20 protein-coding genes are annotated in these 23,926 nt (G+C 69.4%); 19 read left to right on the forward strand and 1 reads right to left on the reverse strand.

The features are described from left to right. Positions 1-27 precede the first annotated feature (27 nt). The 8 genes from ACLJQ7_RS18130 to ACLJQ7_RS18165 all read left to right on the forward strand — a co-directional run bounded on the left by ACLJQ7_RS18130 (position 28) and on the right by ACLJQ7_RS18165 (position 10,402). Positions 28-990, forward strand: coding sequence for a sucrase ferredoxin (locus ACLJQ7_RS18130; protein WP_410649372.1), 963 nt, complete (start codon positions 28-30; stop codon positions 988-990). 131 nt (positions 991-1,121) lie between these two features. Further along, entirely contained in the window at positions 1,122-3,029 is a 1,908-nt protein-coding gene (locus tag ACLJQ7_RS18135; protein ID WP_410649373.1) for an intein-containing Rv2578c family radical SAM protein, read from the forward strand. Between the two features lie 339 nt (positions 3,030-3,368). After that, positions 3,369-3,944, forward strand: a complete 576-nt coding sequence (gene merB / locus ACLJQ7_RS18140) for an organomercurial lyase (RefSeq protein ID WP_410649374.1) — start codon at positions 3,369-3,371, stop codon at positions 3,942-3,944. Positions 3,945-4,086: 142 nt separating this feature from the next. After that, positions 4,087-5,859: an aspartate--tRNA ligase gene (gene aspS, locus ACLJQ7_RS18145; protein WP_410649375.1), complete on the forward strand. Its 1,773-nt coding sequence runs from the start codon at positions 4,087-4,089 to the stop codon at positions 5,857-5,859. Then, on the forward strand, positions 5,859-6,800 hold the full coding sequence (locus tag ACLJQ7_RS18150) for a DUF389 domain-containing protein (RefSeq protein ID WP_410649376.1): 942 nt from the start codon (positions 5,859-5,861) through the stop codon (positions 6,798-6,800). The genes aspS and ACLJQ7_RS18150 overlap by 1 nt, the downstream gene beginning before the upstream one ends. A gap of 79 nt (positions 6,801-6,879) precedes the next feature. Then, positions 6,880-8,067: a phosphotransferase gene (locus ACLJQ7_RS18155; RefSeq protein WP_410649377.1), complete on the forward strand. Its 1,188-nt coding sequence runs from the start codon at positions 6,880-6,882 to the stop codon at positions 8,065-8,067. Positions 8,068-8,142: 75 nt separating this feature from the next. Then, entirely contained in the window at positions 8,143-8,991 is an 849-nt protein-coding gene (locus ACLJQ7_RS18160; protein ID WP_410649378.1) for an SGNH/GDSL hydrolase family protein, read from the forward strand. Between the two features lie 43 nt (positions 8,992-9,034). After that, positions 9,035-10,402: a replication-associated recombination protein A gene (locus ACLJQ7_RS18165; protein WP_410649379.1), complete on the forward strand. Its 1,368-nt coding sequence runs from the start codon at positions 9,035-9,037 to the stop codon at positions 10,400-10,402. Positions 10,403-11,232: 830 nt separating this feature from the next. On the opposite strand, the gene ACLJQ7_RS18170 is transcribed toward ACLJQ7_RS18165, so the two are convergent. After that, a complete protein-coding gene (locus ACLJQ7_RS18170) occupies positions 11,233-12,486 on the reverse strand; it encodes a DUF222 domain-containing protein (RefSeq protein ID WP_410649380.1) in 1,254 nt (417 codons plus the stop codon). 553 nt (positions 12,487-13,039) lie between these two features. Between ACLJQ7_RS18170 and ACLJQ7_RS18175 the strand changes: the two genes are divergently transcribed. The 11 genes from ACLJQ7_RS18175 (at position 13,040) to ACLJQ7_RS18225 (ending at position 23,858) form a co-directional block, all read left to right on the forward strand. Then, complete coding sequence (locus tag ACLJQ7_RS18175) at positions 13,040-14,611, forward strand: purple acid phosphatase family protein (RefSeq protein ID WP_410649381.1); 1,572 nt, start codon at positions 13,040-13,042, stop codon at positions 14,609-14,611. 68 nt (positions 14,612-14,679) lie between these two features. Then, positions 14,680-15,717: a BMP family ABC transporter substrate-binding protein gene (locus ACLJQ7_RS18180; RefSeq protein ID WP_410649382.1), complete on the forward strand. Its 1,038-nt coding sequence runs from the start codon at positions 14,680-14,682 to the stop codon at positions 15,715-15,717. Then, positions 15,698-17,215, forward strand: a complete 1,518-nt coding sequence (locus ACLJQ7_RS18185; RefSeq protein WP_410649383.1) for an ABC transporter ATP-binding protein — start codon at positions 15,698-15,700, stop codon at positions 17,213-17,215. Before ACLJQ7_RS18180 ends, ACLJQ7_RS18185 begins: the two co-directional genes overlap by 20 nt. Then, positions 17,212-18,216 carry an ABC transporter permease gene (locus tag ACLJQ7_RS18190; protein WP_410649384.1) on the forward strand — a complete coding sequence of 335 codons (1,005 nt, stop codon included), beginning with the start codon at positions 17,212-17,214 and terminating at the stop codon, positions 18,214-18,216. Before ACLJQ7_RS18185 ends, ACLJQ7_RS18190 begins: the two co-directional genes overlap by 4 nt. Continuing rightward, the gene (locus ACLJQ7_RS18195; RefSeq protein WP_410649385.1) at positions 18,213-19,070 is read left to right on the forward strand and encodes an ABC transporter permease; all 858 of its coding nucleotides are present in this window, start codon (positions 18,213-18,215) and stop codon (positions 19,068-19,070) included. Before ACLJQ7_RS18190 ends, ACLJQ7_RS18195 begins: the two co-directional genes overlap by 4 nt. Further along, positions 19,067-19,795: a nucleoside phosphorylase gene (locus ACLJQ7_RS18200; protein WP_410649386.1), complete on the forward strand. Its 729-nt coding sequence runs from the start codon at positions 19,067-19,069 to the stop codon at positions 19,793-19,795. The genes ACLJQ7_RS18195 and ACLJQ7_RS18200 overlap by 4 nt, the downstream gene beginning before the upstream one ends. Continuing rightward, positions 19,792-20,922 (forward strand): acyl-CoA dehydrogenase family protein, encoded by a 1,131-nt coding sequence (locus ACLJQ7_RS18205; RefSeq protein ID WP_410649387.1) that lies wholly within the window; start codon positions 19,792-19,794, stop codon positions 20,920-20,922. Before ACLJQ7_RS18200 ends, ACLJQ7_RS18205 begins: the two co-directional genes overlap by 4 nt. After that, positions 20,922-21,932 carry a s-methyl-5-thioribose-1-phosphate isomerase gene (locus ACLJQ7_RS18210; protein WP_410649388.1) on the forward strand — a complete coding sequence of 337 codons (1,011 nt, stop codon included), beginning with the start codon at positions 20,922-20,924 and terminating at the stop codon, positions 21,930-21,932. The genes ACLJQ7_RS18205 and ACLJQ7_RS18210 overlap by 1 nt, the downstream gene beginning before the upstream one ends. Further along, entirely contained in the window at positions 21,929-22,645 is a 717-nt protein-coding gene (gene mtnC / locus ACLJQ7_RS18215; protein ID WP_410649389.1) for an acireductone synthase, read from the forward strand. Before ACLJQ7_RS18210 ends, mtnC begins: the two co-directional genes overlap by 4 nt. Beyond that, a complete protein-coding gene (mtnB, locus tag ACLJQ7_RS18220; protein ID WP_410649390.1) occupies positions 22,642-23,283 on the forward strand; it encodes a methylthioribulose 1-phosphate dehydratase in 642 nt (213 codons plus the stop codon). The genes mtnC and mtnB overlap by 4 nt, the downstream gene beginning before the upstream one ends. After that, positions 23,280-23,858, forward strand: a complete 579-nt coding sequence (locus ACLJQ7_RS18225; RefSeq protein WP_410649391.1) for a 1,2-dihydroxy-3-keto-5-methylthiopentene dioxygenase — start codon at positions 23,280-23,282, stop codon at positions 23,856-23,858. Before mtnB ends, ACLJQ7_RS18225 begins: the two co-directional genes overlap by 4 nt. Positions 23,859-23,926: the final 68 nt, after the last annotated feature.

A 23,926-nucleotide genomic window follows, 5' to 3' on the forward strand; every position in this document is an offset into this window, starting at 1 on the left:
TAAGGTGAAGTCCGGAGCGGTCGGCCGATGACCGCTCAGCTCTCGGACACCCCGTCGCCGGACAGCCCGGCGCAGCCCGCCGCGTTGCCGGGCTGCGCCACCGTCGCGCGCATGCTGGGTGCGAGCCCGGCCGGCACCGCCGCGGACATGCGCTGCTGGCTGCTCATCGAGCAGCCGGGTCCCTGGCCCGCCGATGCGCTGGAAAACGTCCTCGACGAGGCCTTCCCCGCCGAGCGCCGTGAGCTGCTCGAGAACTTGAGACGTTCCCACGGGCTCCGCCCGCTGCTGATCCGGCGCCCCGGCAAACATCGCCGCGACCCGGATCGTCCCCGTTCCGTCTACGTCGGCGGAGGCGAGCCGGGGAACCGCTGGCTGGAGCGTCTGGAGATCCGCGAGGTGAGCGAACTGGCCGAGCTGGACCTCGAAGCGGTCGCGCACGGCACCGGCGGGCTCGGTACGCGAGTGGACGGGCCGCTCTTCCTGGTCTGCACGCACGGCACCAAGGACATGTGCTGCGCCGTGCTCGGCCGTCCGCTGGCTTCGACGCTCAACACGAACCATCCCGGCCGGGCCTGGGAGGTCAGCCACGTCGGCGGTGACCGCTGGGCGGGCAATCTCCTGGTGGTCCCCGACGGTTTCCTGCACGGTCAGCTCAACCCGGCCGAAGCGGCGCTGGTCGCCAAAGCCGCCCTTCGCGGTCAAGTCGAGCCGGAGCAGCTTCGCGGCCGGACGTCCGCCCGGACGGCGTGGGCGCAGTTCGCGGAGATCGCGCTCCGGCGGCAGCTGGACCTGACCGGTCTCGACGACGTGCTCGCCGTCCAGGAGGAGCCGCTGCTCGAATCCGACGCCCGGGTCGTCACCGTGCGCGGTGGCGACGATTTCTACTCGGTGACGGTACGCCGCCGCTCGGCGACGCCGCGCGGGGAGAGCCGGTGCGCGGGGCTGATCCAGCCCGCCGGGTACGTGACCGAGGAAATCACGAAGCTCTAGCCCGCTTTTCGTCCTCTGGACGCGGTACTTGCGCGTGCAACTACCGCATCCAGAGGACGAAATGCCGCGAAGATCACCCGCGTTCGAACATACGTTTGACACCTGTCTAGAACGTGTGTTCGACTGGCCGGGTGCGATGGGATCGACAGCGGGCGGACGGCGGCGAGCCGGTCCTGCCCGGATTGGACGGGTTGCTGCGTTCGGTGCGCACGCCCGAGTTCGACGGCGTCACCTTTCACGAGGTGCACGCCAAATCCGTGCTGAACAAGGTGCCCGACGGGTCGGGTGTCCCGTTCGGATGGACGGTGAATCCTTATCGCGGTTGCTCTCACGCGTGCACGTACTGCCTCGAAGGCGCGACGCCGGTCCTGATGGCCGATGGCCGGACGAAGGCGCTGGCGGAGCTCGCGCCCGGTGACGCGATCTACGGGACGCGCGGGCGTGGCGCGGGTCGCCGCCTGGTGCCGACGAAGGTGCTCGCGCACTGGTCGACGCTGAAGCCGGCGTACCGCCTGACCCTCGACGACGGAACGTCCATCGTGGCCAGTGGTGACCACCGGTTCCTGACCGGGCGAGGGTGGAAACACGTCACCGGCACCAGGTTCGGCGCCGCGCAACGGCCGCATCTGGTCGGCGGCACCGAACTCGTCGGCGTCGGGAATCTCGCCCGCACCCCGGACGACACCCTCGGCTATCGCGCCGGATACCTGTGCGGGATGCTGCGCTCCGGCGGGTTCTCGACCGAGAAGGACGCCGCGGATCGCGCGCTCCGCTACCTGCCCGATTTCGGCGCGTCGGTCGGCTTCGTGCAGGTTCCGCCCTCGCCGGATTCCCATTGGCGGCGCGGATTCCTCGCCGGGCTGTTCGATCTCGCCGGTAGTTACCGGCACGGCGCGCTGCGCGTCACGCATGACGAGCAGGAGATCGTCTCGACCTTCTGTGCCGCGCTGGACAACTTCGGCTTCCGTTACGTGCGAACGGAAAACGTCAAATTCCGTCCGCTGTGGACGGTGCAGCTCCTCGGCGGGCCGTCGGAGGAGGTGCGGTTCTTCCACCTCGCCGATCCCGCCGTCGGCTGGAAACGGTCGCTCGACGGCCTCGCGATCGGCCGGACCAGGCGGAAGGTGACGGCCATCGAGCCGCTGGGTATCGAGCTGCCGTTGTTCGACATCACCACCGGCACCGGAGACTTCATCGCCGACGGCATGGTCACGCACAACTGCTTCGCCCGGAACACCCACACGTACCTGGATTTCGACGCCGGGCGCGACTTCGACACGCAGGTGATCGTGAAGGTCAACGCACCCGATGTGCTGGCCGCGCAACTGCGGCGGCCGAGCTGGACCCGCGAGCACGTCGCGATGGGCACGAACACCGATCCCTACCAGCGCGCCGAAGGCCGGTACAAGCTGATGCCGCGCATCATCACCGCGCTGGCCGATTCGGGCACGCCACTGTCGATCCTCACCAAGGGGACCGTGCTGGCCAGGGATCTGCCGTTGCTGGAGTCGGTGTCGAAGGACGTGCCCGCCGGGCTGGCGATCTCGCTCGCACTGCTCGACGAAGACCTCCAGCGCCGCCTCGAGCCGGGGACGCCGAGCCCGCGGGCGAGGCTCGACCTGATCCGCAAGGCACGGGACGCCGGACTGCCGTGTTCGGTGCTGGTCGCGCCGGTGCTGCCGTATCTGACCGATTCGGTCGCCGCGCTCGACGCCTTGTTCTCGAAGCTGGCCGAGGCGGGCGCCACACGGGTCACCGTCCTCCCCTTGCATCTGCGGCCCGGCGCGCGGGAATGGTTCGCGCGCTGGCTCGGCCGGGAACATCCGGAGCTCGTGCCGAAATACCGCGAGCTGTACTCGCGCGGCGCCTATCTTCCGAAGTCCTATCGGGAGCGGCTGGGGGCCCGCGTCGGCCCGTTGCTGCGCCGTCACGGCTTCGGTTCCCGTGCGGACGACGGGGAACGAATGCAGGTGACGATGCCCGTGCAGCGCTCGGCGGAGGCGGTGATTCCGGCGGCCGAACAACTGAAACTGCTGTGAAGCGGTCCGGCGCGATGGGGGTCGGGCGGTCCGCCGAGGTGCCCTCACCTGCGCCGATGGCGCGTTGCGAAAGCCACTTTCGCAACGTTGAAGGTTGCGAAAGTGGCTTTCGCAACCTCGCCGGAAGCTCGCGGCCGGCCGCTGGCGACAGGTGCCACTTTCGCCCCATGCGGCCGAAAGTGCGTTCCGTTCCGAGCAGGTGCGGAGAATTCCTTCCCGTTGCTCGGTGCGCACTGTGAATTTTCTTACCGCACAACGCATTCGGCCGTTCGGCGCAGTGACTTGGCGGAAAACCTTTTCGTGCTTAATCTCGACGGGACGAAGGCGAGGAGGTGCCTGTTGACCACCCGTACGGATCGCACCGCCGCTGTCCGCATCGCCTGGGCCGCGACCAAGCTGACCAGAGCGGGCCGACACCCCATCGCCATCGGAAGACTCGCCGCGATGGTCGGCATGGACCCCGCCGAAGCCCACCGCCTGATGGACCTGATGGGTTTCGCCATCCGCGACGGCCTGGTCGTGATGGATCGCGGTTCGCGCCCGGCCGAACGGGCGGGCTCCGACCGGTACCGCGTCGACCTGTTCCTCCTGGCCGTCGCCACCGGTGAACCCGTGCACGCCGACGCCGTCTGCCCGGCGACCGGGGCACACGTCCGCGTCCATTTCACTCGCGAGCGGGTCTTGAGCGTCGACCCGCCGCAGGCCGTGGTCGCCGCCTCGCGGTTGACCGGTATCGACCTCGCCCTCGGCCAGGACTACGTCGAGGCGCTCGTCTGCACGCAGTTCTTCGCGTCGCGGGAGGCGGCCTCGGGCTGGCTGCTGGAGAACATCGACGGCCGGGTCCTGTCCGTGCCGGACTACCTGGCGCACACCCGGCGGATGGTCGCGGCGCTGGAGGCCTGGCCGACGATCTGAGTCTCCTGGTGGACCGCCGACCGGCTCTGAGAACACCCGGCTTGTACCTGGTCGCGAGGCATCCGGGGTGATTCGTTAGCCTTTGACGTCGGCGAAAAACCGTCGAATCGCAGAATCGTGATGCCGAAGGAGAGCACCCGCAGTGCTTCGCACCCACAAAGCCGGCACCTTACGTGCCGAGCACGCCGGTCAGACGGTCACCCTCACCGGATGGGTGGCCCGGCGGCGCGATCACGGCGGCGTCATCTTCATCGATCTGCGTGACGCCGGCGGCGTGAGCCAGGTCGTCTTCCGTGAGGGCGAGATGGCCGAGCGCGCCCACCAGCTGCGCTCCGAGTACTGCGTCCGCATCGTCGGCGAGGTCTCGAAGCGGCCCGAGGGCAACGCCAACACCGAGATCCCCACCGGTGAGATCGAGGTGCTGGCCACCGAGATCGAGGTGCTGTCCGAGGCCGCCGTGCTGCCGTTCCCGATCGACGACCGGGTCGACGTCGGCGAGGAGGTGCGGCTCAAGCACCGCTACCTCGACCTGCGCCGCAGTGGCCCCGCGGCCGCGATGCGCCTGCGCAGCGAGGTGAACCGCGCGGCCCGGGAGGTACTGCACGCGCAGGAGTTCGTCGAGGTCGAGACCCCGACCATGACCCGCTCCACCCCCGAAGGCGCCCGCGACTTCGTGGTCCCCGCCCGGCTCAAGCCCGGCTCCTGGTACGCGCTCCCGCAGTCGCCGCAGCTGTTCAAGCAACTGCTCATGGTCGGCGGTCTCGAGCGGTACTACCAGATCGCGCGCTGCTACCGGGACGAGGACTTCCGCGCCGACCGGCAGCCGGAGTTCACCCAGCTCGACATCGAGATGAGCTTCGTCGAGCAGGACGACGTCATCGCCCTCGGCGAGGACATCGTCACGGCGCTGTGGAAGCTGATCGGCGCCGACATCCCCCGGCCGTTCCGGCGCATCACCTACGCCGAGGCGATGGAGAAGTACGGTTCGGACAAGCCAGACCTGCGCTTCGACCTCGAACTGACCGACATGACGGCGTTCTTCGCCGACACCCCGTTCCGCGTGTTCCAGGCGCCCTACGTCGGCGCCGTCGTGATGGCGGGCGGGGCCGATCAGCCGCGCCGCACCCTCGACGCCTGGCAGGACTTCGCCAAGCAGCGCGGCCACCGCGGCCTCGCCTACATCCTGGTCAACGAGGACGGCACGCTCGGCGGGCCGGTCGCGAAGAACCTGTCGGACAAGGAGCGCGAGACGGTCGCCGAAGCCGTCGGCGCCAAGCCCGGCGACTGCGTCTTCTTCGCCGCGGGCAAGCCTGCCGACGCGCGTGCGCTGCTGGGCGCCACCCGGCTGGAAATCGGCAGCCGTCTCGGCCTGATCGACGAGAACGCCTGGTCGTTCGTCTGGGTCGTCGACTTCCCGATGTTCATCTCGGCCGAGGAGTCCGACGACGTCGCGGTTGGCGGCGGCAAGTGGAAGGCCCTGCACCACGCCTTCACCTCGCCGACCCCGGAGTGGATCGGCAAACTCGCCGACGACCCCGGCGGCGCGCTGGCCTACGCCTACGACATCGTCTGCAACGGCAACGAGATCGGCGGCGGCTCGATCCGTATCCACCAGCAGGATCTGCAGAAGCAGGTCTTCGAGCTGATGGGCCTGTCCGAGGAGGAGGCGCAGGAGAAGTTCGGCTTCCTGCTCGACGCCTTCGCCTTCGGCCCGCCGCCGCACGGCGGGATCGCGTTCGGCTGGGACCGGATCGTCATGCTGCTGGCCAAGGCCGAGTCGCTGCGTGACGTCATCGCGTTCCCGAAGACCGGCGGCGGGTTCGACCCGCTGACCGCGGCTCCCGCGCCGATCACCGCGGAGCAGCGCAAGGAGGCGGGCATCGACGCCAAGCCCGCGCCGCCCGTGAAGAACTGATGCTCCACCTCAGGGCCGTGTGCCCGCGGGACCGGACCGAAGAAGCGATCCGGATCCTGCGGGCACACGCCGGGACGGCGCATCTCGTGGTGCACCGCGGGGTGGCGGTCGCGCCCGAGGGCGACCTGATCGAGGCGGACATCGCCCGCGAGGCGACCGACGACATCATCGAGTCGCTGTGCGGTCTCGACCTCGACCACACCGGCGGGATCACGCTGGAAGCGCTGGACACCGCGGTGTCCGACGCCGCCGACAAGGCCGAGGAGGCCGCGCCGGGCGAGGCCGCGGACGCGGTGGTGTGGCAGGAACTCGTCGGCCGTACCGGCGAGGAGTCCCGCCTCACTTGGACATTTCAGGCGTTCTTGACCATCGCGTGCCTGCTGGCGGCGGTCGGCGTCATCACGAACTCGGCGGTCACGATCGTCGGGGCGATGGTCGTGGGGCCGGAATTCGGCCCGCTGGCGGCCATCGCGGTCGGTCTGGTGCTGCGCCGGAAAGATCTCGTGAAACAGGGCGCCGTCGCCCTGCTCGGCGGCTTCCCGATCGCGATGGTGATCACGCTCGGTGTGGTGCTGGTGGGCAACGCCACCGGCGTGCTGGAGGTCAGCAAACTCGCCGACAACCACGAGGTCGATTTCGTTTACCAGGTGGGAATCGCTTCGCTGATCGTCGCGCTGCTCGCCGGGGCGGCCGGGATGCTTTCCATGACTTCGGCCAAATCCGCCGCGCTCGTCGGCGTGTTCATCTCGGTGACGACGGTGCCCGCGGCGGGTTACGCGGTGGTCGCGGCGGTTGCCGGTCAGTGGGAACGGTGCCTCTATTCGGCCGGTCAGCTGCTGGTCAATCTCATCGGAATCGTTGCAGCTGCGGCCATTGTGCTGACATTGCGCCGTCGCGGGCAACGATCGAGGGTGACGGAACGTCCGCTTTCACGCGGATGAGTCCCAGATCGCGCCAGTGCGCGCGATTGCCCGGATCTCAGTGGTCATGGTTGCTCAGTCACGAGTAGGGTCGGTGGCAATGACAGTCGATACCTCCTCTGCCGACGATTCGACCGTCGGAGCTGGAGCCGAAACCCTCGCCATCGCGGCCGCGGTCGCCGCCGGCGAGACGGTCCTTTCGCGCCGATTCGGCAGCGCGATCACCCTCGTCGCCCCCGAGGACCTGGCCGGCAGTGGCCCGGCGACGGTCGTGCGGGCGCGGGTGGCGTCGTCGCCGTTCGCGCTGCCGCGCACCCTGGTCATCAAGCACTACCCCGACCAACCCGAACCGGGACGGCCCGATCCGTTCGCGCAGGAGGCGGTCAGCTACCAGCTGTTCACCGCGCTCGCGCCGGAGGACCGCATGTGCCCGGAGCTGCTGGCCCACGACGGACGGCACCGCGTCCTGGTGATCGAGGACCTCGGCGGCGTCCCGACGCTGCACGACAAGCTCCACGCGCGGGACGCGCGCGGCGCCGAACGCGCGCTGCTGTCCTGGGCACGGTCGCTGGGCAGGCTGCACGCGAGCACGGCGAGCCGCGAACCCGATTTCAACGCGCTGCTGCGCCGTCTGGGCGGCCCGGCCAAGAACGAGGACGCGCCGCTGCCCGCGGTCTGCGCGCAACTGCCCGGCCTGCTGGAGGAACTGCTCGACGTCGAGACGCCGGAGCCGGTGCAACAGCGGGTCATGGAGGTCGCCGAGCGGGCCGGTTCGCCGTCGTACCGCGCGTTCAGCCCCGTCGATCTCAGCCCGGACAACAACCTCGTGACCAGCGGGGGAGTGCGGTTCCTCGACTTCGAACGCGGCCGGGTGCGCAGCACCCTGATGGACGCGGCGTACCTGCGGCTCCCGTTCGCGTCGAGCGAGGACGCGCTGGCGCTGCCGCCGGGGATGAGCGAGGCGATGATCGCGGCCTGGCGGGCCGAGGTCGTCTCGGTCTGGCCCGGGCTCGCGGACGAGGACGCGCTGGCCGAGCACCTGATGGACGGTCAGCTGCTCCTGCTGTGGGTCATCACCTGGGAGATCCTGCCGGAGCTGGACCTGGACCGGCACGCCACGCCGATCAGCCGGGAGGCCGCGCTGGTCACCTGGTGGCGGGAGCTGGCCAAACACTCGCTGCGCGCCCGCTTGACCCACATCTCCGAGCACGCCACCAGGGTCGCCGCCGCGCTCGGCGCGAGGCTGGGGCCGCACGCGGACCTCGCGTTCTATCCGGCGTTCCGGTAGCCGCCGCACGGACTTTTCGCTCGACCGTCCTCGCCGCGTTACCCAGGCATCACCACGGGTGAGTCTGCGTGGCCGATGGTGGCTACCGTGACCGTGATCAGTGTCGAAGTCACTCCGAGTCCCGAACCTCTTCTTCCTTCCGCACCCGCCGTCCCGAGGTCCGCGCGCAGACTGGTCGTGCTCGGCGATTCCACGGCCGTCGGCCTTGGCGACCCGCTGCCGGACCGAGGCGGCTGGCGCGGGGTCGGCCCGCTCGTCGCCGAGGCGCTGGGCGTCGAGCCGGACGGCTACCTGAACCCGTCGTTCACCGGAGCGCGCGTGGGCTGTGTGCTGACGAAGCAGCTCTCCGCGGCCGTGGCGCACCGGCCGGACGTCGCGCTGGTGGTGGCGGGCATGAACGACACGCTGCGTCCCGATTTCAGCGCCGAGAAGATCGCCGCGGACCTCACCGAGGTGATCCGCACGCTGGCCGCCGTCGGCACCACCGTGGTCCCGGTGCGCTACCACGACCACGGCAAGGTGTTCCGCCTACCGCAGTCGCTGCGGCGGGCGTTGAGCCAGCGGGTGGCCGAACTGAACGCCGCCATCGAGGGGGTCGTCGAACGCGAGGGCGTGCCGTGTCTCGACCTCGAACTCCTGCCGGGCGCCTACGACCTCACCGCGTGGAGCGTCGACCGGCTGCACCCGTCGGAACTCGGGCACCGGATGCTGGCGACCGGGTTCACCGAACGGCTGGCCGAAGCCGGGTTCGCGGTGCCGCGGCCGGTCAGCCTGACCTGCTCCGGAGGCGTGGATCCGAGTACCGCCGGGCATGTCGGCTGGCTGGTGCTCAAGGGCATCCCGTGGGTGTGGCGGCGCGGTCGCGAGTTCGCGCCGTACGCGGCCGTGATCATGTGGCATGCGTTCCGGGAGCGGCTGCGCTGACCTGTGGCCGGAACCGTCGGTGGGTACGGCTACCGTCGACACCGTGGCACAGGACGAACTCTTCACCGTGAACCCCGACCTCGGGCCGCCGCCGGAGCCGGCCGAGCCGAGGGACGTCGCTGTCCCGGCGGGCTCGCCGCTGGCGGTGCGGATGAGGCCGCGGTCGCTCGACGAGGTCGTCGGGCAGCAGCACCTGCTGCGTGAGGGCGCGCCGCTGCGGCGGCTCGTCGAGGGCGCCGCGCCCGCTTCCGTGCTGCTGTACGGCCCGCCGGGGACGGGCAAGACCACGCTGGCGAACCTCGTCTCGGCCGCGACCGGCCGCCGGTTCGTGGCGATGTCGGCGTTGTCGGCCGGGGTGAAGGAGGTGCGCGGGGTCATCGAAGAAGCCCGCCGCCGCCGGAACTACAACGCCGAGAACACGGTGCTGTTCATCGACGAGGTCCACCGCTTCTCCAAGACCCAGCAGGACGCCCTGCTCGGCGCCGTCGAGGACCGGACGGTGCTGCTGGTGGCCGCCACCACCGAGAACCCGTCGTTCTCCGTCGTCTCGCCGCTGCTCTCGCGGTCGCTGGTGCTCCAGTTGCGGCCGCTGACCGACGCCGACATCGTCGCGCTGATCGAGCGTGCCCTGACCGACGAACGTGGTCTCGGCGGCGAACTCACCCTGACCGAAGACGCGCGGGACCATCTGGTGCGGCTGGCCTCCGGTGACGCACGGCGCGCGCTCACCGCGCTGGAAGCGGCCGCGGACGCCGCGAGCGCGACCGAGGCCAAGACGATCGACCTAGCCATCGTCGAGTCCACAGTGGACAAAGCGGCGGTGCGCTACGACCGCGACGGCGATCAGCACTACGACGTCATCAGCGCCTTCATCAAATCGATCCGAGGGTCCGATGTGGACGCCGCGCTGCATTACCTGGCGCGGATGATCGAAGCGGGGGAGGACCCGCGATTCCTGGCCCGCCGCCTGGTGGTGCACGCGAGCGAGGACATCGGCATGGCCGATCCGACGGCGTTGCAATCGGCCATCGCGGCGGCGCACGCGGTGCAGTTCATCGGGATGCCGGAAGGCCGTCTCGCGCTGGCGCAGGCGACCGTGCACCTGGCGACGGCGCCGAAGTCGAACGCCATCGTCACCAGCATCGACGCCGCGCTCAGCGACGTCCGGTCCGGGCGGATCGGCACGGTGCCGCCACATCTGCGGGACGGGCATTACGCGGGGGCGGAGAAACTCGGCAACGCGCAGGGCTACCGGCATCCGCAGAAGGTGCCGGAAGGTGTTCTGGCACAACAGTATCCACCGGACGAGCTGGTGGGGCGGGATTACTACGAGCCGACGCAGCGAGGGGCGGAGCGGACGTTGCACGAGCGGGTGCCGAAGCTGCGGCGCACGGTCCGGGGTGAGCGTTAGTTCCGCATTCGGAGCTGGGTGGATCCCCCGTGCTCGACCACGAAGGCGCGCAGCACTGAACCGACAACCTCGACTTATGGCTGGTCAGTTTTCGCTTTCTCATGGCTGGTTTCGCCGTGGCGACCGCGGCTCCGGCCGGGGCTTCGGTCGTGACGCAGACACCGGACGAGGTGCGCACCAACGCCGTCGTCGGTATCGAGGCGAGATACGCCAGGTACCTCCAGGGAGGACCTTTGGTGCGTGAGATCTGGAACAGGGCGAGGTCTGGAAGTGAGGTTCAGGCGGCCCCTTATCGGGCCCTGCAAAGCGGATCCCCGCACAGTGGCGAGTATTCCTGGAGACGGAGATCTTCGTCGCCGAGGCGGCGGTTTAGGTTGTGATCGGTCCGTTGGCGGCGGACTGTGTGATTTCAGGGCGTTGGATGACCCGAAATCCACACGGTCGTGAGTGATCGGTCCTTTCACACAGGCGCCGGGCCGTGAAGCCCTCCTTGAGGGACTCTGGGTCCCTCAAGGAGGCCTTCACGGAACGAGCCTCGTCAGTGCCGTCAGCCACAGCGAGGCGCGTGAAGGCCCCCTTCCCTCGGCTCAGCCGAGGAAACTCGACCTTTACACCTTGCTGAGAACAGGAAGAGGGCCTTCAGGTACTTCAGATCCCGGTGTTGGCCGCTGGACATGACTTCGTCCATCGCGCCGAGGTCATCGTGCTGAAGTAAGAATCGACGGGTCGTGAAGGGCTCCTTGCCTACTCTCAGGGTAGGTAAGGAGGCCTTCGCGGAGCGGGCATGGCGAGGGGCCCGTCGCCGGTGTGGCTGGCGGGCTCCTCGGGGTTCAGACGTGATGCAGGGTGTTACGGCGGGGTTGTCGGAGCGGATCTCGGTATTGGGGTGGGATGAATTCCGGTAGCCCGTCGGCCGCCATCTGGACTTCCCAGTCGCCGTGGTGGATCAGCCGGTGGTGGAATCCGCACAGCAGCACCAGATTCCGGAGATCTGTCGGTCCTCCGTCTGCCCAGTGATGGATGTGGTGGGCGTGGCAGTTTTTGGGTTTCCGGTGGCAGCCGGGGAAGGCGCAGCCTCCGTCGCGGATGTTGAGGGCACGGCGTTGGCCTGGGGTGACGAAGCGCCGCAGCCGTCCCACGTCGAGGGGTTCCCCGGCGGCGCTCATCACCACGGGGAGCATGAGGCAGTCGCAGGCGGCCAACCTGGCTTCGCGCGCGGTCATTGTGCCGACGAAGTCCAGGCAGGCGGTGCCGAGGCCGGACTTGAGTTCATCGAGTCCGATGGTGACATGGAGGAGGGTCCGGTAGCCGTTGGTGCCGGGCTGGTCCGGGCAGGCGATGGCGAGGTCGAGGATGTCGACCCACGCGTCTCCCATGCGCTCGCACTTCATCCGCAGGTCGGCTTGGCCGAACTCGTCCACTGGGCGGGGCTGGGCATACGCCTCGAGTGCGGCGGCGGTGCGGGCACCGGTCTCGTCGTCGAGGAGGCCGGTCAGCTTCCAGAACCCGTCCTTACGCCGCTCCAGCGTGATTTCCCGGCGCGGCTCTTTGGGCTCGGGGTCTTTGGGTTCGTTGCCGTCGGGGTCCAGCAACCCGAGCAGGTTCTGTTCGGCGTCCGCGAGCTGCCGGGGACCGGCGTCGCGGGCGAGAGTCGCGAGAATCTTCTCCGCACCCGCCCGATCCTCAACAGGCGTCTCAGCCGGGAGCTTCTTTAAGAACTCCAGAATCTGATCGATCCGCTCGTCCCCGACCAAGCCTTCCGCGGCGACAGCGGCGGTCGCGGGCGCGACAGGCGGAACTTCGGTGCCATCCAACGCTCGGGTCGGGTTCAACGCGAGCGCCCGGTTCACCACGGGCTGAGCCTCACCACGCGACAGTCCCGCCACATCGGCGAACCAGGTGGCCGTCGACCCATATCCGTACAAGTCTTTGATGCCCCGAGACTCGATCTCCGCCAGATATTGCCCCAGCCCGGCGGTGGCCATCCTGATCACCCGCAAGGACTGCTGCACACCATGGGCAAGCTCCAGCTTGCCAGCACGCCACAACTCCTGCGGCAACTCAGGAAGGAAGGTCTCGGACACCCCTCCATAATACCGCAAACTGATCGAACACGTGTTCGTAATTTTAAGCAACCAGTCAAACCGAACGTATAACACCGATGGGTGAATTGGTCGCCAACCTGGATCATCTTGAGCGACGTGCCCAAGACCTCCTCGCAATTAGCCGACTAACTGCGAGGACTCAAGCAGCCACGTGACACCGGCAGGTGTACGGGCTAGCGACCAGCCGGACCGAACGCGCAACACCGATGGGTGAATCGCCTTGAGTGGGACGCCCGAGACCCGCTCGCAATTAGTCGACTAATTGCGAGGGCTCAGGCGGCCGCATGACGCCGACGGAGTACGGGCAAGTGGTCAGCCAGTCGAACGCACAATACTGAAGGGTGAATCGCCTCGAGTGGGGCGCCTCGATCCCTTCGCAATTAGTCGACTAATTACGAAAGGGGGCAGCGCCAAGACTTCCGGAACAGTAAAGCTCGCTTGACAATCCCTTGAGTCCACCCTGGACAGTTCGACTCCTCCCGTTCGTCTCGTCGTCGCGAGCCGCACACATCCGTCGGCGACCATCCCGCGTATGGAAATCCCCAGGGTCGGTGTTCCCGACGCGCTGGCCTCGCGCCTCACGATGGCCGAACAACACGAGTTCCTCAGCCGCCGCACGTTGCTCAAGGGCGCCGTCCTCGCCGCCGGGCCGCTTCTCTTGCAGGGCACCGCGTACGCCGACGGCGACAAGGTCGTCCCGGCCGGGCGGCATCTCGCGTTCGGCCGGAATCCGCGGACGTCGATGCGGGTCGCGTGGCAGGTGCCGGCGCCGGTGCGGAAGCCGTTCCTGCGGATCGCCGACGGTCACGGTGGCTGGAGTCACCGCATCCCGGCCGAGGTTCGCGCGCTGCACTCGGAGGTCGCCGGGGTGATCGCGCCGTACGACCAGTACTACCTGCACGCCGAGGCCGATCACCTCTGGCCCGGCCATACCTACCGTTACGCCGTCGGGCACGAGGGTTTCGATCCGGCGTCCGGTAACGGCGGGTCCGCCGCGATCTCGACGTTCACCACCGCGCCCGCACGGGGGATCCCGGCGGGCAGGTTCACCTTCACCGCGTTCGGTGACCAGGGGGTGTCGACGACGGCGCTCGCGCAGGACGGTGCGGTCGCGCGCCAGAACCCGCGTTTCCACCTGCTGGCGGGCGACATCGCGTACGCCGACCCGAGTGGCGCGGGCAAGCCGCCCGGGTCCAAGCCCGACGCCGACCACGATCTCTTCGACCCCAAGGTCTGGGACGCCTACTACCGGCAGATCGAGGGCGTCGCGGCCTCGGTGCCGTGGATGGTCACCACCGGCAACCACGACATGGAGGCCCTCTACTCGCCCGACGGCTACGGCGGCCAGGTCAAGCGTTGGGACTTCCCCGGCAATGGCCCGCACGACTGTCCCAGCGTTTACTCGTTCATCTACGGCAATGTCGGCGTGATCTCGCTCGACGCGAACGACGTTTCCTACGAGATCCCCGCGAACCTCGGCTACTCGCACGGCTCCCAGACGGCGTGGCTCAAGCGCCGCCTGCGCTATCTGCGCTCGCAGCCGGACGTCGACTTCATCGTGGTGTTCTTCCACCACTGCGCCTATTCGACGACCAACCAGCACGCCTCCGAGGGCGGCGTCCGCGAGCAGTGGGTCCCGCTGTTCGACGAGTACCGGGTCGACCTCGTGATCAACGGCCACAACCACATCTACGAGCGCACCGACGCGCTGCGCGGCGGCAAGGTGATCCGGGAGGTCAAGATCGGCGACACCGTCGAGCCGGATCGTGACGGCACCGTGTACGCGACCTGCGGTGGCGGCGGGAAGAGCCTCTACAGCTTCCCGGTGCCCGACACGTTCGCGGGGGAGTTCCAGTCGTACCACTGGGTCAAGGGCGGCGAGAAGGTGACCGAGACCGTGTCCTGGTCGCGGGTGCGCTACACCGGATACTCGTTCCTCGCGATCGACGTCGAGCCCGCCTGGCCCGGCCGCCGGACGACGCTGACCGTGCGGACCCTGCGCAACGACGGCGCCGAGATCGACCGGTTCACCCTGCGCCGCACCGCCGGTCTCCATCGTTCGCGGCACGCGGTGGCCCTCGGGGCCGATCCCGGCGACGTATAACGACCTACACAGGTCCGCATGGTGGGACTCGGTGTCATATCGTGGACCGGAGACATAAAGTCCGGGACATGTCGCCGAGAACCCTCCTGCGGGCCGTCATGGCCGTTTCCGCCGTCACGCTCCTCGCCGCGTGCAACGCCTCGGCCAAGGACCCGGCCGACCGGAACGCCGCCGGGCCCGCGCTGGTCCTGATCACGCCGAGCCCGGTCGGGGTCAACGATTTCCTCAAACTCGCCGTCCAGGGCATCGAGGACTCGGCCAAGAAGCACAGCGGGACGCAGAAGGTCTACCAGAGCACCGATCCGGCGTCGATCCAGCAGAATCTCGCGGCCGCGGTGCGCGAGAAGCCCGCCGTGATCGTCGCCGTCGGCTTCAACTTCGCCGACGCGATCGCGGCCGAGGCCGAGCGCAACCCGGAGCAGAAGTTCCTGTTCGTGGACTCCTGCACCACCAAACCGTTCCCGAACGTCACCTGCGCGGTGTTCCGCGAGCACGAGGGCAGTTACCTCGCGGGTGCCGAGGCCGGGCTGCTGAGCAAGAGCGGCAAGGTCGGCGCGGTCGTCGTGCTCGACGCGCCCCAGTTCCGCCGGTACTCGATCCCGTTCGGGCAGGGCGCGGAGAAGGCCAAACCCGGCACCACGCTGGCTCCACTGTTCATCGGCGGCGCGAACCCGTTCAACGACCCGGCTCGCGCGAAGGCGTTGGCCGGCACGCTAGCCGGGCAGGGTGTCGACCACGTCATGGGCGCGGCCTCCGCGGCGGGCAACCTGGGCGTGTTCGAGGCGGCCAAGCAGGGCGGGTTCTTCGCGTTCGGCGTCGACGCCAACCAGTGCCCGGCCAGCCCCGGGCAGGTCGTGGACAACGTCATCAAGCGCACCAACGTCGTCGTCGGCGACGGAGTCGACGCGATCCTCGGCGGCAAGACCGGCGAGACGAAGTCCTATGGCCTCAAGGAGAAGGGCATCTCCCTGACCGGGCTGGAGCCCGACGCCGCGACGTCGCAGTGCGTCGTCGCGAGCCACCCCGACGTGCTGGCCAAGGTCGGCGAACTGCGGGACCAGATCGTCTCGGGCGCGATCGTCGTCGATGACCCCGCCAAGTCCTGACGCCGTCTCGCTCCGGGGGATCGTCAAGCGGTTCCCCGGAGTGCTCGCGAACGACCAGGTGGACCTCGACGTCGGCAGAGGCGAGATCCACGCCCTGATGGGCGAGAACGGCGCGGGCAAATCGACGCTCATGTCCGTGCTCTACGGTCTGCACCGGCCCGACGAGGGCACGATCAGTCTGCACGGTGAGGAAGTCTCCTTCGGCTCGCCCGCGCAGGCCATCGACGCCGGTGTCGGCATGGTGCAGCAGGGATTCGCGTTGTTCGGCGAGCTCACCGTCACCGAGAACGTCGTGTTCGGCAGCGAACCGACCCGCCGCGGCCTGCTGGACCGCAAGGCGTCGACCGCCCGCGTCACCAAACTGATCGAACGGCACGAATTGCGGCTGCGGCCCGGCGACCGCGTCCGTGACCTGCCGGTCGGGCTCCGTCAGCGCGTCGAGATCCTCAAGCTGCTGTACCGCGAGGCCGGTGTGCTGATCCTCGACGAACCGACCGCCGTCCTGACCCCGCCCGAAACCGAGCGGCTGTTCGGCGTGCTACGCGCCCTCGCAGCCGAGGATCGCACGATCCTGCTGGTATCGCACAAACTCCAGGAGGTCCTCGCGGTCAGCGACCACGTCACCGTGCTACGGGATGGCCGCGTCAGCGCGCGCGGACGCACCGCGGACCAGACGGCCGCCGGACTCGCCGCGGCGATGACCGGACGTCGAGTCGACCTCGACCGAATCCATCCGGCTGGGACACCGTCCGACGCCGTCCTCGAAGCCCGCGCCCTGACAGTTCCCGGCCCGGAAGGAAAACCGTTGCTGGACAACGTGTCCTTGACCGTGCACGCCGGGGAGATCGTCGGCGTCGCCGGAGTCGCGGGCAATGGGCAGGCCGAACTCTCCGGCGCCATCACCGGTCTCCTGAAGACCGGCGGCATCATCGTCCTCAAAGGACAGAAGCTGGACGGCCTGTCGGTCCGCGCACGGAGGGACGCCGGGCTCGCCCATGTCCCGGAAGACCGCGCCGAGGTCGGCTCGGCACCTACGGCTGGTCTCCGGGAGAACCTCGCCGTCGGCTTCCACCGCAAGCGGCCTTTGGTGCGCAAAGGATTTCTGCGTCGCAAGGCGATCGACGAGCACGCGTCGGCGATCATCGAGGACTACGACGTCCGCGCGTCCGGCCCCGCCGCCGCGATGGGCACGCTGTCCGGCGGTAACCAGCAGAAGGCGATCTTCGGCCGCGAACTCACCCACGACGCGCCGTTCCTGCTGGTCGAGCAGCCCACCCGCGGCGTTGACGTCGGCGCGATCGAGAACATCCACGCCCGCCTCGTCGCCCATCGCGACGCCGGGCACGCTGTCCTGCTGATCTCTGCCGAGCTCAGTGAGATCCTCGCGTTGTCGGACCGGGTGCTGGTGCTGTTCGAAGGCCGGATCGTCGCGGAGTTCACCAAGGACGAGGCCGATCAGCACACGATCGGCCTCGCGATGGCCGGAGGTGCCGGATGACCCGCGTCCGCCTCGTCGCCGTCCCGGTCGCCGCCGCGCTCGTGCTCGGCGCGATCCTGTTGCTGGCCACCGGAACCGACCCGCTGGCCGCGTACGGCGCCATCGTCTCCGGCGCGTTCGGCCCCGACGGTATAGGCGACACCCTCGCCTACGCCGTTCCCGTCGCGGGGATGGCGACCGCGCTGGCGATCCCGCTGCGCGCGGGCATGGTGAACCTCGGCGGTGAGGGGCAGCTGGTGCTCGGCGCGGTCAGCGCGCTCGCCGTCGGCCTGTACGTCCCCGGCCCCGGGCCGGTCAAGGTGATCCTCGCGCTGCTCGCGGGCGTCCTCGCCGGAGCCGCGTATGCCGCGCTGGCCGCGGTCTGCGAAAACCGGCTCGGCGTCCCGTTGCTGATCAGCACGCTGCTGCTGAGCTATCCGGCGATGTCGCTCGCCGGGTATCTGGTGCGCTTCCCGATGAAGGACGCCGGCTCCAGCCTGCCGCAGAGCCCGCAGCTGACCGAAGGCGCGCGGTTGCCCGAGATCGACGGCGTGACGACCGGGATCTTCCTGGTGGTGGCGGTGATCGCGGTCTACGCGGTGATCGACGCCCGCACGCCCGCCGGTTTCGAAACCAAGGTGACCGGCTGGGCGCCGCGGTTCGCCGCCTACGCCGGGATCGACCGGCCGAAACTCACGCTGCGGCTGCTGGCCGCCTCGGGCGGGACGGCCGGGCTGGTCGGCGCGATCGCCGTCCTCGGTTTCCCGTACCGGTTCATCGACGGCGCGCTGATCACGCCGCAGTACACCTGGATCGGCTTGCTCGCGGCGCTGCTCGCCGGGGCCAGCCCGCTCGGGACCCTGCTCGCGGCGGTCTTCTTCGCGGCGCTGACCAGCGGCGGATTCGCGATGGAACGCGCCACCCAGGTCCCGCGCGAACTGACCGCGGTCCTGCAAGCGGTGCTGATCATCTTCCTGGCGGCGACTTCGGGCGTCTTCAAACGGAAGGCGAAGCGGGCATGATCGACGCGAGCCTGTTCTCCTCGGCGCTCACCGCGTTGACGCCGATCCTGTTCGCCGCGCTCGCGGGCGCGTTGTGCCAGCGGTCCGGGGTCTTCAACATCTCACTCGAAGGCTCGCTCCTGGTCGGATGCTTCGGCGCGGTCGCGGGCAGTTGGTACACCGGCAGCGCCTGGATCGGTGTCGTCGTGGCGATGATCGCGGCGACGGCGTATTCGCTGATCCTCGCGATCGGCTCGATCACCTTCGACGGCGATCCGATCGTGCTGGGTGTCGCGAGCAACCTGCTCGCGGTCGGCCTGACGAGCTTCCTCATCCGCACCGTCTTCGGTACCGAAGGCTCGTTCAGCGACCCATCGCTGCAAGGGCTGGGCCAGTTCGGCCCGATTCCCGGGCAATCGTTGCTGGTCTACCTGTCCTGGCTGGCCGTGCCCGCGCTCGCGGTGCTGCTGTACCGGTATCCGTGGGGGCTGCGGCTACGCGGCGTCGGCGAGCGTCCGGAAGCGGCGTCCAGTCTCGGCGTCAACGTGACCAAGTACCGCTACGGGGTGATTCTTGCCGGTGGAGCGCTGTGCGGTCTCGGCGGCGCGCAACTGGCGCTGGGCTCGGTGACGCTCTTCGCCGAGAACATGACCGCAGGGCGCGGCTGGATCGCCGTCGTCGCGGTGATGCTGGGCCGCGCGCATCCGCTCGGTGTGCTGCTCGCGGCGCTGCTGTTCGGCCTCGCGGAGGCGTTCGGCTTCCGGCTTCAGGGCATCGGATTGCCCCAGCAGGCCACCGACGCCGCCCCGTACGTCGTCACGCTCGTGGCGCTGTTCCTGTCCAATCTGAAACGCAAGAAGGGACAGCCCGCGTGAGCGACGTCCTGCCCATCACCAAGATCCCCCGGCACGGGCTGCCGCCGCGTGCGCTGGTCGTGGGTGACCCCGACCGCGCGACCGCGGTGGCCGGGTCGCTGACAGACGCCGTCCTCGTCGGCCAGAACCGCGAGTACCGCAGCTACACCGGCACCTGGAAGGGCGTCCCGGTCGTCGTGTCCTCGCACGGTGTCGGTGGCCCCGGCGCGTTGTGCCAGTTCGGTGAGCTGGGCGAGGCGGGCGTCCGCACGTTCCTGCGGCTCGGCACCGCCGGGTCGCTGGCCGGGGGGATCACCGACGGCGACCTCGTCATCGCCGAGGCCGCGGTCCGCGACGACGGCGTCACCCAGCAGCTGATCCATCCGGAGTACCCGGCGTTCGCCACCCCGGAGATCGTCGTGGCGCTGAGCCGCCAGGCACCGGAAGCGCACCGGGGCGTGGTGTGGACTCGGGCCGCGTTCAGCCCGCTGGTGCTCACCCTCCCGATGACCGAATACCTGGCCGCGCGGGTGATCGCCATTGAGATGGAACTCTCCACGTTGCTGGTGTTCGCGGCATTGCGCGGCCTGCGGGCCGGTGGTGTGCTCGTGATCGACGGCGACGCGCGCCCCGAGCACCCCGACCCGTCGGCCTACGACCCGCATCGCGACGTCGTGGCCGAGGGGGTGGCGAGGGCGACCCGCGTGGCGCTGGACGCTCTCATCGAGGTGGAAGGGGCGAAATGACCGAAGTGTGGCGTAAGGCGGCTCACGAGCTGGCGAACACCCTGGCAGCGGACGCGGCCGAGCGGGACCTCGCCGGACGTCTCCCGGTCCACGAAGTCGGTTTGCTGCGCGAGTCCGGGCTGCTGCCCTTGCTCGACACCGCCGGCTGGGCGGCCGCGAACGAGGCCACCCGCATCGTCTCCGCCGCCGACGCGTCGGTCGGACATCTGCTCGGTTATCACTACCTGCAGCTGTGGCGCACCGGCCTGTTCGGGCCGCGCGCGGCGAGCGAACCGGGCTGGTTCTGGGCGGGCGTGAGCAATCCGCTCGACGCCGCCCTGCTCCTGACCCCGGTCGCTGGCGAGTTCACCGTCGAGGGCACCAAGACTTTCGCGACCGGCGCGGCCGTCGCCGATCGCCTGGTGGTCAGCGCGACGAGGACCGACAACGGCGAGAAGCTGACCTTCGTCGTCGACGCGCGGGCCGACGGGATCACCTTCCCCGGTGACTGGGACAACATCGGCCAGCGGCTCACCGCGAGCGGCGCGGTGCGTTTCGAGGACGTCCGCGTCGCGAAGGACGACGTGCTCGGCGCCCAGCCGGAAGACCAGTCGGATCCGAAGGTGCCCCGCATCTCCCTGGCCGCGATCGGTTTCCAGCTCATGCTCGCGCAGGTGTACGTCGGGCTCGCGGCCGGCGCGCTCGACGCGGCGGCCGTCTACACGCGGGAGTCCGCGCGGCCCTGGACACTGTCCGATGTGGACAAAGCGGCGCAGGACCCGTACATCCTGGCTGGATACGGCGAGCTGGTCGCGACGGCGCGGGCGGCCGGATTCGCCGTCGACGCCGCGGTTTCCGCCCTCGGCGAGGCTGATGAGCGCGGCTTCGAGCTGACCCCGGCCGAGCGCGCCGAAGCGGCGATCGCGATCTCGTCGGCGAAGATCGTCGCGAGCCGGGCCGCGGTCGAAACCACGAGCAAGGTCTTCGAGTTCACCGGCGCGCGGGCCACCGCCACGAAGTACGGCTTCGACCGCTTCTGGCGCAACGCCCGCACGCTGACCCTGCACGACCCCGTGACGTACAAGGCACGCGAGGTCGGCGACCACTTCCTCAACGGGATCCCGCCTTGCCTCTCGGGGTACAGCTGATGACGCCGCCGATCCTCGCCGAAAGCGTCCGCCTCGACGACGACGGCGTGCACATCCTCGACCGCCGGGTCTTCCCGTTCAAGCGGGAATGGGTGCTGTGCCGGACTTCGGAAGAGGTCGCGGTGGCCATCGAAGAGATGGTCACGCAGTCTTCCGGGCCGTATTTCGCCGCGTTGGGCGCGATGGTGCTCGCCGCCCGGGAGGCGTCCGGGTTCACCGACCCTCGGGCGTATCTGGAGCGGGCGGGGGAGCGGATCATCGCGACCCGCAAGACCAACAACCACCTGCGCAAGGCCGTCGCCGTCGTACTGTCCGAAGTGGACAAGTCGGCCGGCGATCTTGTCGAAGCCGCGGCGGCCGGTGCGCGAGCGGGTGACGAGTTGTATCGGTCCCGCAGTCGCGCGCTGGGCGCGTACGCGGCGGAGCTGGTGGCGGACAAGGCGACCGTGCTGACGCATTGCTGGGCGGACCTGTACCTGGTCGAATTCGTGCTCGCCGCGCGGCGGCAGGGCAAGGAGTTCTCCTTCTTGTGCACGGAAACCCGGCCGTACCTGCAGGGTGCGCGGCTGACCGCCGAGACGCTCGCCGAAATGGGTGCCGACACCCGGCTGATCACCGACGGGATGGGTGCCGCGGTGCTGTCCTCCGGAGAGGTCGGCGCGCTGGTGACCGCGGCCGACCGGGTCACCATGGACGGTCATGTCGTCAACAAGATCGGCACGCTGGGGCTCGCGGTGGCGGCGGAGGCGTTCGGCGTGCCGTTCTACGCGATGGTCCAGGCACCCGACCAGGCGGCACGGACCGGCGCCGACGTGCCGATCGAATACCGCGACGGCGACGAGGTGCTGAGCGCGCTCGGCCACCGCGTCGCGAGCGAACGCGTCCGTGGGCACTATCCGGCCTTCGACGTGACACCACCGCGGTTCGTGACCGCGCTGGTGACCGACCGCGGGGCCTTCGAGCCCGGACGGCTCCGCGAGTACTACGCAGAAGGGGAAGCGAACCAGTGACCGCAACGCTGACCGCCCGATGGGTGGTCCTCGACATCGAGGGCACGCTGACCGCCACCAGCTACGTGCACGTGACCCTCTACGACTACGCGCGCCCGCGGCTGGGCCCGTGGATCGACGAACATCCGGAGGACCCCGAAGTCCTCGGCGCTGTCGCCGAGATCAAGGAACTCGGCGGGCTCCCGGCGGACGCGTCCACAGTGGACGTCGTGCGGGTGCTGCACGGCTGGATGGACGCGGATCAGAAGATCGCGCCGCTGAAGACGTTGCAGGGGCTCATCTGGCAACGTGGGTACGCCGAGGGTGACCTCACGACGGAGTTCTTCGGCGACGTCGCCCCGGCGCTGCGGTCGTGGCACGAGTCCGGGCTGCGGCTGGCGGTGTTCTCCTCCGGTTCGGTCGCGGGGCAGATCGCGTCGTTCTCGCGGACCACCGACGGTGACGTCATCGGCCTGTTCGAGCAGCATTTCGACACCGTCAACGCCGGGCCGAAACGCGAGGCGCCGTCGTACCGTGCGATCGCCTCCGCTCTGGAAGCCGAGCCGGGTGACATCGTGTTCTTCTCCGACGTCCCCGCCGAACTCGACGGGGCCGCCGCCGCCGGCTGGCAGACCGTCGGCCTCGCCCGGAAGGGTGAGCCGTTCGGCGACGCCGATTTCGGGACGCACCGGACGATCCGGACGTTCGACGAGGTGAAGGTCGTCCGTCAGTGACTACACCGAACGTGCTGGAACTGGCCGGACGCGCGCTGGCCGAGGAGTCCGCCCGGTTCGCCGGGCTGGGCTGGATGCGGGGCACGTCCGGCAACCTCTCGGTGGTGCTCGGACGCGATCCGCTGCGGGTCGCCGTCACCGTCAGCGGCCGGGACAAAGGCGAGTTGACCAGCGACGACGTCGTGGTGGTCGGCGGGGACGGGCGGGCCGTCGCCGACCAGCCGCATCCGGGGAAGGTGCCGTCGGCCGAAGCCGGATTGCACGCCCGGATCGCGGTGGTGTCGGGCGCGGGCGCGGTGATCCACGTGCACGCGCTCGCGCCGGTGGTCGCCGCCGAGCACTGGCCGGACGGCGTCGAACTGCGCGACCTGGAAATGCTCAAGGGCTTCGGCCGAGCCGCGCACGACGACCTGGTGACCATCCCGGTGATCGCCAACGGGCAGGACATGCGCGTTCTCGGCGACGCGTTCGAGGCGGGGTTCCGGGCGGACACGCCGGCGGTGATCGTCGCGCGGCATGGGATCTACGTCTGGGGTGATGACCTGCGCCACGCGCGTCATCGTCTGGAATGTTTGGAGTGGTTGCTCCGGTTCCGGGTAGAGACAAGACTTGTCGGTGGAGAAGAGGGAGTGCGATGACCCTGCTGACCGTGTGGCCGGACGACCGGCCCGGCGAGATCGCGCTCAGGACCGAGGACCCGGCCGTGATCACCGGGGAACTCGGGCGGCTCGGTGTCCGGTTCGAGCGCTGGGATCTCGTCCCGGACCTGCCGCGCGAGGTGACGCCCGAGCAGGTACTGGCCGCCTACGAGGACCCAATCGGCAAGGTCTCGGCGGCCGAGGGCTACACCTTCGTGGACGCCGTCCGCATGACCCCGTCCGACGAGCCCGGCTGGGCGGCCGACGCCGCCGAAGCCCGGCAGAAGTTCCTGGCCGAGCACACCCACGACGATGACGAAGACCGCTTCTTCGCGCGGGGGTCCGGCGTGTTCTACCTGCACGTCGGGGGCAAGGTGTACGCGGTGCTGTGCGAGGCGGGAGACCTCCTGAGCGTCCCCGCGAACACCACGCACTGGTTCGACATGGGCACGCGGCCCGACTACGTGTCCATCCGGTTCTTCCACGACGACGGCGGGTGGGTCGGGAACTTCACCGGGGCGACGCCGGCGGGGGACTTCCCGGACTTCGACACTTTGACGGCCGGGCGGTACTGACTTTTCGGGTCTGTTGAGTCGCGTGCTTTCGCGACGCTCGGGGTCGGTACGCGGGAGTGGCCACGTCA

The organism is Amycolatopsis sp. cmx-4-54 (genome assembly GCF_046548895.1).
Taxonomy (GTDB): domain Bacteria; phylum Actinomycetota; class Actinomycetes; order Mycobacteriales; family Pseudonocardiaceae; genus Amycolatopsis.

What these genes read in the sequence shown, in the direction of transcription:
- ACLJQ7_RS18150 (WP_410649376.1), top strand. Translation starts at nt 5,859, where the DNA reads ATGCTCCACCTCAGGGCCGTGTGCCCGCGGGACCGGACCGAAGAAGCG.
- ACLJQ7_RS18155 (WP_410649377.1), top strand. Translation starts at nt 6,880, where the DNA reads ATGACAGTCGATACCTCCTCTGCCGACGATTCGACCGTCGGAGCTGGA.
- ACLJQ7_RS18130 (WP_410649372.1), top strand. Translation starts at nt 28, where the DNA reads ATGACCGCTCAGCTCTCGGACACCCCGTCGCCGGACAGCCCGGCGCAG.
- ACLJQ7_RS18180 (WP_410649382.1), top strand. Translation starts at nt 14,680, where the DNA reads ATGTCGCCGAGAACCCTCCTGCGGGCCGTCATGGCCGTTTCCGCCGTC.
- ACLJQ7_RS18205 (WP_410649387.1), top strand. Translation starts at nt 19,792, where the DNA reads ATGACCGAAGTGTGGCGTAAGGCGGCTCACGAGCTGGCGAACACCCTG.
- ACLJQ7_RS18185 (WP_410649383.1), top strand. Translation starts at nt 15,698, where the DNA reads ATGACCCCGCCAAGTCCTGACGCCGTCTCGCTCCGGGGGATCGTCAAG.
- ACLJQ7_RS18175 (WP_410649381.1), top strand. Translation starts at nt 13,040, where the DNA reads ATGGAAATCCCCAGGGTCGGTGTTCCCGACGCGCTGGCCTCGCGCCTC.
- ACLJQ7_RS18190 (WP_410649384.1), top strand. Translation starts at nt 17,212, where the DNA reads ATGACCCGCGTCCGCCTCGTCGCCGTCCCGGTCGCCGCCGCGCTCGTG.
- ACLJQ7_RS18225 (WP_410649391.1), top strand. Translation starts at nt 23,280, where the DNA reads ATGACCCTGCTGACCGTGTGGCCGGACGACCGGCCCGGCGAGATCGCG.
- ACLJQ7_RS18210 (WP_410649388.1), top strand. Translation starts at nt 20,922, where the DNA reads ATGACGCCGCCGATCCTCGCCGAAAGCGTCCGCCTCGACGACGACGGC.
- ACLJQ7_RS18160 (WP_410649378.1), top strand. Translation starts at nt 8,143, where the DNA reads ATGGTGGCTACCGTGACCGTGATCAGTGTCGAAGTCACTCCGAGTCCC.
- ACLJQ7_RS18195 (WP_410649385.1), top strand. Translation starts at nt 18,213, where the DNA reads ATGATCGACGCGAGCCTGTTCTCCTCGGCGCTCACCGCGTTGACGCCG.